This is a genomic window from Chitinophaga jiangningensis (assembly GCF_900142605.1).
Classification (GTDB): Bacteria; Bacteroidota; Bacteroidia; order Chitinophagales; family Chitinophagaceae; genus Chitinophaga; species Chitinophaga jiangningensis.
In genome coordinates, this window is record NZ_FRBL01000005.1 from 577,529 (window position 1) to 594,003 (window position 16,475).

12 protein-coding genes are annotated in these 16,475 nt (G+C 41.7%); 8 read left to right on the top strand and 4 right to left on the bottom strand.

The features are described from left to right. Positions 1 to 76: 76 nt before the first annotated feature. The gene (gene corA / locus BUB18_RS15250) at positions 77 to 1,183 is read left to right on the top strand and encodes a magnesium/cobalt transporter CorA (protein WP_083550055.1); all 1,107 of its coding nucleotides are present in this window, start codon (positions 77 to 79) and stop codon (positions 1,181 to 1,183) included. Here corA and BUB18_RS15255 read toward each other — a convergent pair. Together BUB18_RS15255 and BUB18_RS15260 are read right to left on the bottom strand one after the other, a co-directional pair. Then, entirely contained in the window at positions 1,180 to 1,686 is a 507-nt protein-coding gene (locus BUB18_RS15255; RefSeq protein WP_073082595.1) for a DUF2480 family protein, read from the bottom strand. The two genes, corA and BUB18_RS15255, sit on opposite strands and share 4 nt — an antisense overlap. 123 nt (positions 1,687 to 1,809) lie before the next feature. Continuing rightward, positions 1,810 to 3,915, bottom strand: a complete 2,106-nt coding sequence (locus tag BUB18_RS15260; protein WP_073082598.1) for a peptidylprolyl isomerase — start codon at positions 3,913 to 3,915, stop codon at positions 1,810 to 1,812. A gap of 768 nt (positions 3,916 to 4,683) precedes the next feature. Here BUB18_RS15260 and nadA point away from each other — a divergent pair. Further along, a complete protein-coding gene (gene nadA, locus BUB18_RS15265; protein WP_073082600.1) occupies positions 4,684 to 5,691 on the top strand; it encodes a quinolinate synthase NadA in 1,008 nt (335 codons plus the stop codon). Positions 5,692 to 7,822: 2,131 nt separating this feature from the next. On the opposite strand, the gene BUB18_RS15275 is transcribed toward nadA, so the two are convergent. Beyond that, a complete protein-coding gene (locus BUB18_RS15275; RefSeq protein WP_073082606.1) occupies positions 7,823 to 8,059 on the bottom strand; it encodes a FeoA family protein in 237 nt (78 codons plus the stop codon). Between the two features lie 155 nt (positions 8,060 to 8,214). Between BUB18_RS15275 and ybeY the strand changes: the two genes are divergently transcribed. From ybeY to BUB18_RS15305, 6 genes are all read left to right on the top strand, one after another. Then, positions 8,215 to 8,643, top strand: a complete 429-nt coding sequence (ybeY, locus tag BUB18_RS15280; protein WP_073082608.1) for an rRNA maturation RNase YbeY — start codon at positions 8,215 to 8,217, stop codon at positions 8,641 to 8,643. Between the two features lie 1,113 nt (positions 8,644 to 9,756). Further along, entirely contained in the window at positions 9,757 to 10,362 is a 606-nt protein-coding gene (locus tag BUB18_RS15285) for a DUF7691 family protein (protein WP_073082611.1), read from the top strand. Positions 10,363 to 10,451: 89 nt separating this feature from the next. Continuing rightward, on the top strand, positions 10,452 to 12,320 hold the full coding sequence (mnmG, locus tag BUB18_RS15290) for a tRNA uridine-5-carboxymethylaminomethyl(34) synthesis enzyme MnmG (RefSeq protein WP_073082614.1): 1,869 nt from the start codon (positions 10,452 to 10,454) through the stop codon (positions 12,318 to 12,320). A 309-nt stretch (positions 12,321 to 12,629) separates the two neighbouring features. Continuing rightward, positions 12,630 to 13,217, top strand: a complete 588-nt coding sequence (locus tag BUB18_RS15295) for an RNA polymerase sigma factor (RefSeq protein ID WP_083550059.1) — start codon at positions 12,630 to 12,632, stop codon at positions 13,215 to 13,217. After that, positions 13,210 to 14,334: an outer membrane beta-barrel protein gene (locus BUB18_RS15300; protein ID WP_073082619.1), complete on the top strand. Its 1,125-nt coding sequence runs from the start codon at positions 13,210 to 13,212 to the stop codon at positions 14,332 to 14,334. Before BUB18_RS15295 ends, BUB18_RS15300 begins: the two co-directional genes overlap by 8 nt. Positions 14,335 to 14,459: 125 nt before the next feature. Next, entirely contained in the window at positions 14,460 to 14,891 is a 432-nt protein-coding gene (locus BUB18_RS15305; RefSeq protein WP_073082622.1) for a hypothetical protein, read from the top strand. A 2-nt stretch (positions 14,892 to 14,893) separates the two neighbouring features. Here BUB18_RS15305 and cls read toward each other — a convergent pair whose 3' ends face one another. Further along, complete coding sequence (gene cls / locus BUB18_RS15310) at positions 14,894 to 16,372, bottom strand: cardiolipin synthase (protein WP_073082624.1); 1,479 nt, start codon at positions 16,370 to 16,372, stop codon at positions 14,894 to 14,896. Between the last annotated feature and the right edge of the window lie 103 nt (positions 16,373 to 16,475).

Consider the following 16,475-nt stretch of genomic DNA (forward strand, 5'->3'; position numbering starts at 1 on the left):
ATAAATTATCAACAAAACAAAATCTTAATTTAGGCGTAGATTTTGGATCTTCCACCAATAAACACGGCAATTGAAGATGGCTAACAAAAAAATACTGCCTATTCCTCAGGTACTGGATGTACTGAACCCATTCAAAGTAAAAAAGCAGCGGATGATGAACTACAATCCGGCTGTGCCTACCGCCATGAGGACGCCGGTTGCTGAATCCCGCATTACCGTGTTTAATTACAGCCCAAAATCACTGGAAGAAAAAACGCTGACCTCCGTTGCTGAAACCTATCCCTATATGGTATCTGAAAATATCACCTGGATCAATGTGGACGGGATCAAAAAAGAGGAGGTGCACGCCATCGCATCCTGCTTTATGATTCACCCTTTGCTGGAAGAAGATATTATCAGCGTTGGCCAGCGCGCCAAAATGGATGAAATTGGAGAGCAGCTGTTCTGTTTACTGCCAATGATGTATTACAACGCCGAATCATCCGCCATAGAACAGGAGCAGGTGAGCATTGTGCTGGGGAAAAACTATGTCATCTCTTTCCAGGACGATCCCACCAGGGACTTGTTTGACCCAATCCGGGAAAAACTACGTATAGCCTCTTCCCGTATACGAAATGGTTCTTCGGATTATCTCTGTTATTCCCTTATTGACATTATTGTGGATAACTACTTCGTAGTGCTGGATAAGCTGGGAGAAAGGATTGAGCTGATGGAGGACTTGGTGCAGCACTATCCGAATACCAAAACCATGGCGCGGATTAATTTCTTAAGAAGGGAAGTGCTGCTGTTCAAACGATCTATTGTGCCCGTGCGCGAGCTGGTAAACGGATTTATGAAAAGTGAGAGCGATGTGCTGGAAGACAGAGATACCAAATACTTTAAAGATGTATTCGACCATATTGTACAATGTACGGAGCTTGCCGAAACATACCGGGAGATGGTGCTGAACCTGCAGGAAATGTACCATACCCAGTTAAATCTGAAGCTGAATGAGATCATGAAGGTGCTGGCAGTGGTAACCACTTTGATGGCACCACTGACATTGCTGGCCGGCATCTATGGGATGAACTTTGATAACATGCCCGAAATCCACACGAAAAACGGCTATTTTATCACCTTAGGTGCTATGGGATTTATGCTGCTGTTTATGATCTGGCTGTTCAGAAAGCGGGGGTGGTTCTAGGCTTTCTTTTTATAGATCGGTACAGTAGAACATGGTTCCCCATACATGATACTTTTTACTACCGGGCGCAGCAAACGGGTAATTTCGGCAAACGCCACCTCGCTTACACGTTTATCCCCACATCCTTTAATGACGATACGTTTATCGGTATAGTCGGCCACGTTGATGGTATTCAGGCTGCGCAGGTAAAGTGTGCTGTATATAAATTCGGCATTCCCGAAGCCGGCATAGGCTGCCACCGGTTCCAGGCTGGTCATTACTAACATATATGCCCACATGGGGATCACGGTATCCACGCTACAAACTATTCCCACGTTTTTTCCACGGTACTGTTCCCAGTCGTGCGACTGCAAAGCGGCTCTGAAATCCTTCTCTTTCAGGATCATTTCCATGAAAAGGAAGGGTTTTAGGTCAAAAATCACAATTTCTCCCTGTGGATAAAACTGTTCCAGGTCTATTGTTTCGAGTCCGCTCTGTGCTACTTTATTTACGATTTCTTCCATTTTTCCGCATTTAGAGTACAAATTTACGAAATAGCGCTCACGTTAATTGTCACCATACCAACACAAAAACGCCCCCGCTGGTGGCGGAGGCGTTTTCCCTTATGTCAGTTAAAAATGTATCTCTTAGAAGAGTTTAGAGCGGGTGTCTTTCACGTTGCTCAGTTTTTTCAGCACCATGAACAGTTGGTTATCCAGCATGGAAGTAACGCTCTGTTCGTAAGCAGCCTGCAGGGAAGGAATATCCTGAGCTGGCTGGCCGGAAGGCTGGTAACCGTCAACTTTGATTACGTATACACCGCTGTTACCTTCAATTGGCGCAGAAACCGCTTTGGTTCCCCAGTTTTTGTTGAAGGCAGCACCAGCTACGCGTGGTTCGAAACCGAGAGAAGCGATGAATGGAGTAGAGAAAGAAACGCCTTCGCCTTTCAGCACAGGCTGAGAAGTAGCTTTAGCAGCAGCATCCAGGGAGTTTGGTGTACCCAGTTTAGCGATGATCTGGTCAGCTTTTTTCTGTTTTTTCACTTCTGCTTCAACCAGCTGGCGTACATCTTCCAATGGAGCGGTACCTTCAGCACGTACGGTTGACAGTACAGCTACTACATATTTATCATCCAATGTAAACACAGGGCTTACATCTCCTTTCTTAGCGTCGTATGCCCAACGAACCAGTTCGCGGGATTGACCCAGACCAGGAATAACGAAGTCCATAGGACGAACGTTGTCGGCAATACGTTTTACCAGTTTACCTTCCTGAATGGTTTTATTAAATGCTACATTGGTACGTGCTTTAGCGGAGAAATCGCTGGCAGCAGAATAAGCAATGTTGTTGGTTTCTTTACTTGCTTCAACTGGTTTAGCCAGGTAAGCCACTTTAATAGCAGGGCCAATGTTTTTCTTTTCTACTACCTGCATAACGTGGTAACCGATTTGAGTTTTTACCACTTTATATTCGCCGGCAGGGCCTTCCAGTGCGAAGTCTTTAAACTCAGCAGGGAACTGGCTGGCGGTAGAAGGAGTCAGTTCATATTCACCGTTGTTTGCTTTGCTACCGTTATCGTCAGAGTATTTGGTAACCAGTTCAGCGAAGGCTGCACCGCCTTTTACTGCGGCCAGGATGCTGTCTGCGCGACCTTTAGCGATAGAGTCAGTAACACCAGCGTTTGGATTCTCAGCGATGAGGATGTGACGCACTTTTACGCTGTCTGGCATCATCTTGCGATCTACCATTTTAGCGAAAGAGATCAGGTGGTTATCATAATAAGGGCCGAAAACACCACCCACTGGCAGATCCACGATAGAATCCTTCATTGGGAATTTAGCTTCGCTCTTAGCGATGTAACCATCGAAGAATTTAGAGTCAGAGTTGCGGTTGATGAAACCAGCGATATCTTTATTGGTAACAGTATCCAGCTCAGTTTTCAGCATCATCAGCTGTTGCAGTGCATTAGCTGTATCAGTTGCGGAAGGGATCGCATCAAAGGAAACGTATTCCAGTTTGCGGGATTCTTCTACCTGGAACATTTTCTTGTGCTGCTGAATATAGCTGTTCAGTTCAGCATCGGATGCAGATACGGCAGAATCAGAGATGGTAGCGTAAGGAACGTTTACATAAGATATGTTAGCCACCTGGCTGTTATCTTCCTGTTGTTGTTTCGCTAACCAGGTAGGATAATATATACCTTGTCTTACCAGGGTCAGATATTTACGCTGCAGTTGGTACTGTGCAATCTGTGCCTGCATTTGGTGCAGCGCTTCGCGGATCTGGGGGTTAGCACCACCCTGGGAGATCGCCTGTTGCATTTGTACACGGTCCAGCTGACCATCGCGGCCAAACTGCTGCATTACAATTGGGTTAGGATTAGCGCCGGTGAACTGGTCTACCACTTCAGCGTCAGTAACCTGGAGGCCCAGTTTGCTGTATTGTCCTTTTAAAATTTCTTCAGTCAGGAATTGGTTCCAAACTTGTTCACGGATACGCTGACGATCTTCTTCAGTCAGGCTAACGTTGCCCATTTGCTGGCGCACGTTATTTTCATAGTCGGATATCCGGCGCTGATAATCTGCATACTGAAGTTCTTCGCCGTTTACTTTACCAACGGAAGTGGAACGGCCACCAACGGAATTTCTGCCAAAGAAGGCATCCTGCAACAGGAAACTAACAATCGCCACGCAGATCACCACGATGATAACTACGGCATACTTGTCCCTGATTTTCTGAATTACTGACATATATTATATAGTCTACATTTTTAAGGAAAGCAAAAATAGAATAAAATAGTTGTAACTGCAAAAGAGTATTTTTTATGGTGAAACTCAATACAGCAAAGGGTTTGAGCTACTTATAACACTTTTATGTACTGCTATTCATTAACAGGTTTTCCACAATAAACCACATTTTGGGGGAAGTGATTTCACGCACTGTGAATTACTTTCATAACCGCTTTGGGCGCTGTATTTTTGCAGGAAGGAGGTGAGAAACGGGAGACAACCTTATTCACAATTGTGAAAAAGTGGAAAATTACAATCCACAGGATTTTGTGAATAAAATAGGCCGTAACAGCGTGTATATCAATTTTGGCGGTTTTTCATTCCGACGTGTTTTTTTTCCACAATTGATGTGTAAAAACCCCTGTAAAACGTAAAATAAGGTGGGAAAAGGTGCCTTTGTCCACAGGTAAAACTAATTTTGTTTTTATGCCAAAAGTTTCCCTTAGGATTTCAAAATGTGAATTGTGGATTGTTAATGTCATCTTTTAACAATTTCCTAATAGGGTGTATAGTGAAAAGATTTACACGGAGAAGGTTATCCACCTATGTGGATGAAAGTGACGAAATTCAGCAGTAGCGCGGAAAGAGGGTGTTAATTTTGATGTGGATAATGAAGACAAAAGGAATAACAACTACATTTGTATCAAGGTCAGAAATTTAATTTCCACATATTCACAGCCCTAATAGTAGTGGGTTTTTCTTTTTAAATATTTAAATAGATATATAGTCATGATTATAGATTTTGCCACCGCAAAAAAAAATTTGCAACACAATGGATTTTTGGATATACCGGTGGACCCATCTCTGGATTTGTTTGCAGCGATCGAAGATTTGAAAAAACGTAAAAATGCCATCATCCTCGCGCACTACTATCAGGAGCCGGATATCCAGGATATTGCAGATTACATCGGTGACAGTTTGGGACTGGCCCAGGCTGCTGCAAAGACGGATGCGGATATCATCGTATTTGCCGGAGTACATTTCATGGCCGAAACTGCAAAAATTCTGAGCCCACAGAAAAAAGTACTGTTGCCGGACCTGAAAGCAGGCTGCTCGTTGGCCGATAGTGCACCACCAGAACTGTTCAAGAAGTTTCGCGATAAATACCCTGATCACATTGTGATTTCCTATGTGAACTGTTCTGCAGGTATGAAAGCGCTCAGCGATATCATCTGTACCTCGTCAAATGCCGAAAAAATCATCGAAAGCGTCCCCAAGGACCAGCCGATCATTTTTGCCCCCGACAGGAATTTAGGGGCTTATTTGGTCAAAAAAACGGGTAGAGACATGGTTTTGTGGAACGGTGCATGCATGGTGCATGAGATCTTCTCCCTGGAAAAAATCATGAAATTGAAGGTTCGTCACCCGAAAGCGAAGATAGTGGCTCATCCGGAGTGTGAACCGGCTGTGCTGGAGGTGGCTGACTACATTGGATCCACCACTGGCATTCTGAAATTCACCCAAAAGGACGATGCACAGGAATATATCGTGGTTACTGAAACCGGTATTCTTCACCAGATGCAAAAAGACAATCCTAACAAAACATTTATTCCGGCTCCGCCAAATAATGCATGTGCCTGTAACGATTGTCCGCATATGAAATTGAACACATTAGAAAAACTCTATCTGTGTATGGAATATGAAGAACCAGAAATAACCATGGATGAAAATCTCCGTAAGGCAGCTTTGAAACCGATCGAAAGAATGCTGGAGATAAGTGCAGCTGCTGGTTTATAATTGAGTTATCAACATTATTCACATTTTGAGAAGCCGTGTAATCACATTACACGGCTTTTCTTTTCTGTACGTAAAAATTATTAATTATCAATAAGTTATACTAGCAAATAATAAAATTTCCCTTTTTTCTTTCCCCACTGATTTCACAGGTTAACCTCTATCTGCACATACTTTTGCACAGCTTATGTTAAAAAAAGGCCGTAAACTAAAAAATGAGAGCCCTGAGGTTTTAAAATTTAAAATCGATCAAGGATAACCGCAGGAAATAAATTTTTATGCAATTCTCACAGGGTGATTTGTATCGTGAGAATTTGATTTTCACATTGATTTTGGATAGAGGACAAAGAGAATTGATTGTCGCGCGCTGAAGAGCCTTTTAAACAAACCCGTTGAGAATTGAATGGATTAAAATACTTCGGCATACCCGAACGAAGGAAGATCTCGTGCAAATCTAGCGGCCTTAATTTCTTTTTTTAGATTTTAACCACCTTATCCACAGTTATCAACAATATATTTTCGTTTCCTTCATTTTTAGCTAAAAAGTTGAAAATGAAGGCGCTGAGAATTAAAAATTTTTTTTGGCACTGGCATAACCTCAGGAAAAAATTTTTTATGCAATTCTCAGAAGGAGGGTAGTGCATTGAGAATGAGATATTTGTAAATTATTTTGGCTGGTTTGTGGGAGGAATATTTGTGGCAGTATAAAGCCATTCCCATAGTATGAGTTGTGAGTGAGATATTTTCTATTTGTCCGTGGTTACCTCAGGCATTTTGATTTCATTAAAATCTCAGGCGACATTTTTTCAAATTCAGGTTACTAATTCACATTTTCAGTGACCCGTTATCCACATTTTTGTGCATAACGCGCTCTTTTTTCCAAATTTTTTTTGTTTTCGTTTATAAAATAAAAATAAAGGCGCTGAGAATTAGTCGGGTGCAAATTTCCCGAGGTATCCCAATTGTTTTCTCAAATTTTCAATTCTCAGCGCTATAACACTGCGCTGAGAATTTGGGGAATGTAGAGTAGTCCCAAGGCAGGTTTATTTCGTGTGATTCTCAGCGCATTGCCTAGCCGCTGAGAATCGCGTATTTTTTTTCACTATTTAATCTTGGTAGAGGATCAGATTTTTATCGAAACCTCAGAGCGCTGGTAGTGCCTTGAGAATTTAATATTTTTTAAGTAGTTGGAGTGTAGGGTAATTACCTTTTTCTGAAGGGCTTCATTAGCGGGTGAGATGCTGATAGTAGTAATTTTCCTTTGGTTACCCAGGGGAGATGTAATGGACGCAATTGTAAAGCGCTTAGTAAGGGCTTGAGCTTTTAACGTCTGAAGAAATCTTGGGATATGGAAGGAGAAAATGATTGGATCAATTGTCAGGGCTATATATTTTTTTCTAAAAATAATAAAATGGATTTCCAATATATTATGGGGATAAAGCCTTATCTATCAGCCAAAAATTCTTTTTTCTTTGTTTTTAGCCGCTGAATGTGGAAAAATGGCAGGTTTTGAGCTCAAAAATTTTTTTTTCTTTTTATTGTTAATAAACAAAAGTCCATTTTCAAAATTTTTCCTTTTTTCCCCGAGGGGAAAATTTTGTGAATATCTGACAACTTTTACCACCCATTTTCCTGAAAATTTGTTTTTGTTTCCGAAATATGTGTATAAATGAAGGAATTTTTGGTCGGTTTACTAATTTCTACACTTATTTGAACTTCCTTCGTGTGATTGTCCACATTTATTTATGTCCAGGGAGACTTTAGTAATTTTTATATCTGGCAGCAGGCTAAAAGTGTCAATAAACTAGGGTAAAACTTTATTTTTTGGGGAATAAAGGGACTTCTGGAAGTAAATCTGACAGTTAAAATTTCTATTTTTTCTGGTTTCTTCAATTTTTTCCACATTTTCCCATAACTAAAGCTTCAGTGGGAGGGAATTTTAAGGGTTTAACGCAAATTTTTTCTTTTTCGCCAGTGCTTTTTTGCTTTCACTAGTTATTTTTCTGGCAGAACCGTTTTTTCAAAAAATTTTTTTGATTTTTTGTTGAGAAAATAGATTTATTAGTGGAGTTGAATGTAGGGAAGTCTGGAAGAAGAAGATATAGGCGTGTAAGGGCAAAAAAAAGGTAGAGGACTAAATTTCCTCTACCCAAATATGATCAGCTTCTGTTTTTCGGAGCGATAAATTGTAACCAGCTACCATGATTGAAATTGGATCTCCGAGTGGCGCAACCTTCTCAATTTTCACTGTTTCTCCGGGTACGCAGCCCATTTCCATCAGCTTGATATGAAGATCGTCTTTTTCAAATTCTATTATCACTGCACTTTTACCTGTAGCAAGTGAGGACAATTTAATAATGGCATTTTTCATTATCTGACAATTGGTCCGTTTATATTAAGATTCTGCATGGGGAATTATTCACAAGGACTACGTAACAAAGGTACCCCTGAACCTGCAATATGCAAAAAGAAACATTCCCAGTTGGGATTTTCATTTTACTTTTACATCAATTTTAACAGTGGGTTATGGCAATACAATTTACAGCACATGAAGTTAAGCTTGGCTTAAAAAACAGAACTAAACTCAAGGCATTCCTTAAAGATCTATTCAAGAGAGAGGGGCAAGGGCTTAGCGGCTTACACTATATCTTCTGCAGCGATGATTATTTACTGGAAATAAATAAGCAATTTCTGAATCATGATACCTATACAGACATTGTAACTTTCGAAATGTCAGAAGATCCGGAGATAACAGAAGGCGAAATCTATGTTAGTATAGACAGAGTGATTGATAATGCAGCAAAATTTGGCGTTACAGAAGAACATGAGCTGCATCGGGTGATATTTCATGGTGCATTGCACTTATGTGGATACAAGGATAAAACTAAAAAGGAAGAGCAGTTGATGCGTGATAAAGAAGAGGAGAATCTGAAGTTATATTTTGGGTCGAAGTAATCAGCCACTTATATGCGATGTTCCACGTGGAACGTTCTGGATTTTTTAAAGCTGGAATGTTTCACGTGGAACATTTATTTTAAGGCAGAGTTTACTAGTGATCACCTATAATTGGCGTGCAGTTATGAATGTATTTAACCGAGAAAGAATGAATGTTAACTTCAATTGTTTCTGATAATTCGACACTATTTAGGAGAGCTTGATACCTAAAATTGCTGCTAATAGTTAACTCGCTATTGTTTTTATTTAACTATTTAAGGATGAATGCTAGTTTAGTATTTCAGAGTCCTAATGAATAGCCTCTGTAAAAATGGAGGTGCCACAACAGCAATCAATTTACCTGAAGATTGACTCTAATAATGCTGTACTATTTAGTAATGCTCAGGGGTAATGGTCATATGAGCACTAGATGATCCATGATATAACCTCAAAAATGTCTACGGTCTGGAATATGCTTAGGTTATTAATAGAAGCGTGTGCATATGGCTGTGCATGGTGAATAAGAAATCGATAGTAGGGAATGGACTATACAATTCAACTATTCAATAGCTATCTAATTACATTGTAAGGCTGATCAATTGCACACTTAGTATCAGGAGAACCTGGTCATCTGGCAGGTTGGCGAGGCAATTCGTTCATTTATATTCACTAATTGTCCAGCAGGCAGCCAATCAGGAAAGTACTATCCATGCGCGGCCAGCAGAGCCATTCAATGTGTACTTATTGTAGCCGCGGTACCCTCGCTTATAGGCAGGGATGTGCAGGCCACCCATGAATGGAAGAGTAGGCCGGACCATATTGCGTGATCGGACATTGATTAAACCAGGTACACGTTAGCCCATTAATAGAAGAGTAGGGCGGGTCATTTTCCGGGCGTAGACACGGATTAAACCAGATACACGTCAACCCATAAATGGAAGAGTAGATTGGACCATATTCCGTTATTAGACGTTTATTTAACCAGGTACACATGCTTGCTTTTCCGTTAATTATTAAATCCTCCGCCAAAATGATCAACTAACCCACCTTAATTATTATATTAGTAAACCGGATAATTGTGATTGATATGACCTGAAAAACCGAGACCCTTAACCCTCAAACGCTTAAATTTTTATGGGATACTTTATTTTCTCCTACGCCATCGACTATGACAAATTAAATCGTTCAATAGGCTCAAAGGACATAGCATTGTTGGAGAAGATTCAGCAATCGGATAAATTTCAGGAGTATGTAAACCAAGATTTACCTGCTGATATAGGTACCGCTGAGGCACTGCGACAGATTATTAATGGACAGGCGCCTGATACCAGCTGTGCCCCCAGCTACTGGCATGCACTGATATGCCTGATTGATTATCTTGGGAAACCTGTGGGCTCAGGTGAAAGAATCGTGTTGAACTATGAAACAGACCTGATCAATCAAATCCTTCGGGAGGACTTCAAAGTAGACCTGGAAGTAGAGGAGGTATTGCTTAATGGTAAACTTGATATAGGGTTACCGTTACCTAATGATTGGCCGCTGTCCGGAATATTGCACCTGGGTGATTTATTCCAGCTGCAGCTGGACCTATCCCATGTGAAATTATCTCATGAACATATTATTGTCACAACCGAAGAAGATGAAGAAGAAGCCCGTGTACTGGATGGTATCCAAAGTCTGAAAGATAGTATTGATTATTGCCTGCAGCATAATAAGGTATTAATCTCCTTTTGTCACTAGACCTTCCTTTTTTATGTTCCACGTGGAACATTGCATTTTATGGAAACATTCTCCCTACTTCTATGTAATTTTGCACTTTCAATTTTAATATGTTTCCTTCATACGATATAATAGTTGTAGGTGCAGGGCACGCGGGTTGTGAAGCGGCTGCTGCTGCTGCCAATATGGGCTCAAAGGTGCTGCTTGTTACCATGAATATGCAGACAATTGCCCAGATGAGCTGTAACCCTGCCATGGGTGGTATAGCGAAAGGACAAATTGTGCGTGAAATAGACGCCTTAGGCGGTTATTCAGGTATCATCACTGATCAATCCATGATACAGTTTCGCATGCTGAATCGTTCTAAGGGGCCTGCTATGTGGAGCCCAAGAACGCAGAACGACCGCATGCTGTTTGCTGCCAAATGGAGAGAAGCCCTGGAGAAAACGCCGAATGTGGACTTCTACCAGGACATGGTTAAAGGCTTACTGGTGAAAGATGGCAGATGCTACGGGGTCGTGACTGGCCTCGGCCATGAAATTCAGGCCAAAGCAGTAGTACTTACCAATGGCACCTTCCTCAATGGGGTGATTCATATAGGTGAAAAACAGTTTGGCGGTGGCCGCGTAGCAGAGAAAGCTGCAACCGGTATTACCGAGCAATTGGTATCACTGGGCTTTGAAAGCGACCGCCTCAAAACCGGAACTCCTCCAAGAATTGATGGCCGCAGCCTTGATTACTCCAAAATGGAAGAGCAAAAAGGAGATGATGAAATCACCGGATTCTCTTACCTCGATATTCCTAAAATTAAACCAGCACAGCAACGTAGCTGCTGGATCACTTATACCAGTGAAGCGGTACATGAAATGCTCCGTACCGGGTTCGACAGGTCCCCGATGTTCCAGGGTCGCATCCAGGGAACAGGCCCACGTTATTGCCCAAGTATCGAAGATAAAATCAACCGCTTTGCAGAAAGAGAAAGACACCAGCTGTTCGTAGAACCAGAAGGATGGGATACCGTAGAAATCTATGTAAATGGCTTCTCTACTTCCCTGCCGGAAGATGTGCAAATGAAAGCACTTCGTATGGTTCCCGGCTTCGAAAACGTGCGGATGTTCCGCCCGGGATATGCCATCGAATACGATTATTTCCCACCTACCCAGCTGCAGTTTTCCCTGGAAACCAAACAGGTGCAGAACCTGTTTTTTGCCGGACAAATTAACGGTACCACCGGGTATGAAGAAGCAGCCTGCCAGGGTTTAATGGCGGGCATCAACGCGCACCTCAAAGCAACCGAACAGGATCCTTTTGTGCTCAAAAGAAGTGAAGCTTATATAGGTGTACTCATCGACGACCTGATTAACAAAGGTACCGAAGAGCCTTACCGTATGTTTACTTCCAGAGCCGAATTCCGTACCCTGCTCCGTCAGGATAATGCGGACCTGCGACTCACAGAAAGAAGCTATAAAATGGGACTGGCCTCCGAAGAAAGAATGACCAGGGTACAACAGAAAAAAGATGGCGTTGAAAAAATCAAAACCATCCTGAAAGAACTCTCTGTTGAACCAGCAGAAATAGATGGATTATTACAGTCCAAATCTTCTGCTCCACTGACACAAAAACAAAGAGCTCACCAGATATTACTGCGCCCGGGACTCGACATTTTCTCCATGAAAAATGAAGTGCCTAAAATCGCAAAAGCCCTCGAAGGATTCGATAACGAAATATTAGAGGAAGCAGAAATCCAGGTGAAGTACGAAGTGTATATCGAAAAGGAAAATGAACTGGTTCAGAAAATGAGCCAGCTCGAAGACCTGATTATCCCCGATTCATTCGACTACGGAAAACTGGTTTCCCTCTCCGCCGAGGCAAAACAGAAGTTCAATAAAATTCGCCCACGCACCCTCGGACAAGCGAGCCGAATCAGTGGCGTAAATCCAAGCGATGTACAAATCCTCATGGTATACATGGGTAGATAATTACTTCAAAAAAATTATCCCACAAGAGGTAGCCGATTTTCGGCTACCTCTTTTTTATGCCCAATTGATAAAAAAATAACCAAAATGGCCAAAAATTGACCTTCAGAAACGGGGAAAATTTCGATAAACGGTTCCTGATTGAGTACTTGTGTTCAAAAGAGGTGTGATGGGCTAAAATCGGCTAAAAACGCTAAATTTGAGGATTGGATTATTTTTTCCCCGAAAGCAACCTCTTTCGCTTTTTACTCGTATCTAATGATCGAAAGTTCCGGGATATTGATCAGCTAACTGCCGGTTCAAAAAATATTCGTGCACGATTCAACGATTAATGAGCTCATTGCCGGGTGTTGCAAAAAAAATCGCAGCAGCCAGGAAGCACTGTACCGAAATTTCTTCGGCTATGCTATGAGCATCGCTATGCGTTATGCACACCAACGGGATGAAGCGATCGAAATACTCAATGATGCTTTTCTGAAAGTATTTCAACATATCCAGACTTTCGATACCAACCGTTCCTTTAAATCCTGGCTCGCAAAAATTATCGTGAATACCGCGATCGACTACCTGAGGAAACAAAAGAAAATAGCCTTTACTGAAGAAATATCCGCCGGAGTAGAACTCAGTATAGCAGATAGTATAGTGGATAAACTTAGTTACAACGAATTACTACAACTCGTGCAGGCATTACCTCCATCTTACAGAACTGTATTCAACCTGTACGTAATGGATGGATTCCAGCACCAGGAAATAGCACGCATGCTCAGCATCTCAGAAGGAACATCGAAATCTAATCTGTTTAAAGCAAAGAAAATATTGAAGGAAAAAATACTGAACGTAGCCAGTACACCAAACGAAGACGGTATTGGCGCCGATATATCCCTGTTTAACAATGAATGACAACTTCGAAAATAGTATCCGTAAAAAGCTGCAGGAAGCTGATTTTCCATTTGACCAGGAAGCCTGGAATCAAATGGAAAACTTGCTGAATAAAGATAAAGATGATGATAAACCACCCATCTGGTGGTGGCTCATCCTGCCTCTCTGTGCTATTATTATCGCAGTCGTATTCCACTTATTCCAACAACCTGAACGCAAACCTGATCAACTAACAGTAGCCTCACCCACCACCGACTCAGCCATCGTACTACATACGCCCGGCGCCACAAAAGAGGAAAAGAGGGAGATACGTAAAACCACCGAAAAAGCAACATTTACATCTCCCCAAACAAACCATAAAAAATCATTTTATCAGGGAACATTCACAACGAAAAATGATGCTGAAATTACTGCTGAAAATATTACACCAGGAGCATTTGATACATGGCATAAAGTATATAACTTTAACGTATATACGAAAATAGATAACACTGTTGAAATACCTGTAATATCAGGCATCACAGCCGATACCATCTCCCTAAAACCAAAAACAAAAAAATCATTTAACAGACTGTATGCAGGCCTGTCAGCCGGACCTGACTATAATGTTGCTGCTTCATTTAAATATGCCAGGTTAGGATTTAATCTGGGTGCAGTACTACACTATTATTTTAAACCCAGATGGTTTATATCCACCGGCATTACCTACAGCAAAAAAATATACGGCGCCACACCACAGGATTACAAAGGAACTTATAATAGTTACCTCAAAAAAATTGATGCGGATTGTAATGTGCTGGAAATCCCCCTCAATATCAACTACGTCTTCCTTAAAAAGAAAAACTTCAGCCTGAGTGCTACCGCCGGTACCAGCAGCTATTTCATGCTCAAAGAGCAATACAATTACAGGTACAATAATCCCAGCTACGATAAAGAAGCTGTTGTGACCAACGAAAATAAACACTACCTGGCAGTACTCAACGTAGGAGCATTATATCAGCAACCTGTTGGTAACAGGCTCATACTTGGGGTGCAACCTTACGCAAAAATTCCACTTTCCGGGGTGGGAGCAGGACAAGTAAAATTGTATTCCTCCGGCATCACACTACAACTCACGCTCACCGGCCGTAAAAAGTAATATCCGGCTAAAATCCGCCACCATTGCGGGGCATGAACAAAGCCCGCTCTACATTGTTATTTTTTAACAGGAGATGAATGCCAACAGGCATGAAAATATTACTGTTTTCTTAAAAAATAACTGATATGGCTAACAAGAAAAATAATCCTCCCAAAAACACGGATAAAAACAAGAAAGATAAAGAGCAGGAAGAATTTCCAGGGTATCCTGAATATCCCGCCAGTGAAGATATTATGAACCGGGATAATCGCGATAATGAGGTGGATCTGGACATGGATGAAGTAACCCGCTCTTTCCGGCATAACAGCGAAATACCGCCTAAAAAGGGACAGAAAAGACCCAAAGGTGATGAGCAGGAAGAAACATGGCGGAATGATAAAATTGGCGACGATCTGGATGTTCCCGGCTCAGACTTGGATGATGACGATGAAGCAATAGGTAGCGAGGACGAAGAAAATAATATCTACAGCATTGGTGGCGACAGGCACGAGGACCTTGAAGAAACCAATGACGACCTGATAGAGGATGAAGATGATTTTGAAGATGAAAAATACTAGCACTATAACAATGGTGCAAGGAGTCTGCACGTACTGTCCAGGAAGCGTTTCATGGTATTTCTTCTGTTCCAGCGCGTTTCCTGGACAGGCGAGGCATACAACAGATCCTCGTCAAATACACGATTAAGTTTGGTTGCTACTGTTTCATCATAAATCAGCGCCCCGATTTCACAATTAAGATAAAAGCTTCTGTTATCCAGGTTTACGGAGCTTACCCACGACAGGTTATCATCAATCACCATGGTTTTGGCATGTATGAAACCACGTGTATAGAAATATACCTTTACACCCGCTTCCAGCAAGGGCTTCATATAGGATAAGGCAGCATGCTGCACAATAAAAGAATCACCCCGGTAAGGCAGTATTAACTCTACCTGTTTACCCGCCAGGGCTGCCAGCTGCAAAGCCGACAAAATCTGATCCGTAGGAATAAAATACGGATTTGTAATCCTGATACGACGTTGTGCCAGGTTAATGGCCATCACGATCGTATTCATAGACATTGGCCAATCGGAATCCGGTGCACTGGCCACTATATCCGTAAAGCAGGTATCCCGCATTACGCTACGCTGGAAATACGGATGCTCAAAGGAAAATACTTTTTTACTCACATAGCGGTAACTCATTAAAAACTGCAGCTGTAGCATGTTTACGGCATCACCAACAATTTTTAGGTGTGTATCCCGCCAGAATAGGGAATGCTTGCCATTGTTGAGGTAACGATCATCCATGTTAATACCACCTACAAATCCGGTATTCCCGTCCACCACTATAATTTTGCGGTGATTGCGATAGTTGGCGTTTACATAAAAATTGATGAGTACCGGCGAAAAAACATAGACTTCAGCGCCATGCTCCTTTAATACTTTCGGGATTGTTCCGATGTGGTTAGAACCCATATCGTCGTAGATAAAACGCACGATAACGCCTTGCTGCAATTTATCCAGCAGGATGGCCAGCATTTCCTTACCCACTTCATCTTCGGTGATGATGTAATATTCAATGTGAATATGATGTTTGGCGGCACGTAATGCACTAAATACTTCCGGGAATTTTTCCTCCCCATTTACCAGCACTTTTACTTCGTTATTTTTAGTAAGAAGCGATTGCTTCGTATTCAGCAGCATCGCAGATAATTCCTGTTTCTTTCCCTGTTCCTGCCGCAGTTCCATCTGCATACGCTGTAGCTCGGCACGTTGCGAATGCATATAACTTTCAAACAATACTTCATCCTTACTGCCCTTTAATGTAAACCTTCTTTTCTTTCTGAAATCGCGGCCGAGATAGTAATAAATAATAAGCCCTAATACCGGTACAAAAACGAGCAGCAGTATATATGCAATCGCTTTCACGGGGTTCCTGTTTTCCAACAAAATTGTAAACACCACACCCACGAGGGAGAGCGTTAATAAAATCGTACTTCCCAGTTTCAGATATGGATGCCAGTTAAATCCGTATATGAACGAATAAAGTTGCTGCATATATACTTTTATAGGGTATGAAGATACAAAACCCGTTATTTATAACAGTTTAGGTTTACTTATGTTGCATCAGGGCGCACAACAAGCAGGCTCCCGGCCCAGC

Excerpts from the sequence above, each read along its gene's own strand:
- corA (WP_083550055.1), top strand. The coding sequence starts at position 77 with ATGGCTAACAAAAAAATACTGCCTATTCCTCAGGTACTGGATGTACTG.
- BUB18_RS15255 (WP_073082595.1), bottom strand. The coding sequence starts at position 1,686 with ATGGAAGAAATCGTAAATAAAGTAGCACAGAGCGGACTCGAAACAATA.
- BUB18_RS15260 (WP_073082598.1), bottom strand. The coding sequence starts at position 3,915 with ATGTCAGTAATTCAGAAAATCAGGGACAAGTATGCCGTAGTTATCATC.
- nadA (WP_073082600.1), top strand. The coding sequence starts at position 4,684 with ATGATTATAGATTTTGCCACCGCAAAAAAAAATTTGCAACACAATGGA.
- BUB18_RS15275 (WP_073082606.1), bottom strand. The coding sequence starts at position 8,059 with ATGAAAAATGCCATTATTAAATTGTCCTCACTTGCTACAGGTAAAAGT.
- ybeY (WP_073082608.1), top strand. The coding sequence starts at position 8,215 with ATGGCAATACAATTTACAGCACATGAAGTTAAGCTTGGCTTAAAAAAC.
- BUB18_RS15285 (WP_073082611.1), top strand. The coding sequence starts at position 9,757 with ATGGGATACTTTATTTTCTCCTACGCCATCGACTATGACAAATTAAAT.
- mnmG (WP_073082614.1), top strand. The coding sequence starts at position 10,452 with ATGTTTCCTTCATACGATATAATAGTTGTAGGTGCAGGGCACGCGGGT.
- BUB18_RS15300 (WP_073082619.1), top strand. The coding sequence starts at position 13,210 with ATGAATGACAACTTCGAAAATAGTATCCGTAAAAAGCTGCAGGAAGCT.
- BUB18_RS15305 (WP_073082622.1), top strand. The coding sequence starts at position 14,460 with ATGGCTAACAAGAAAAATAATCCTCCCAAAAACACGGATAAAAACAAG.
- cls (WP_073082624.1), bottom strand. The coding sequence starts at position 16,372 with ATGCAGCAACTTTATTCGTTCATATACGGATTTAACTGGCATCCATAT.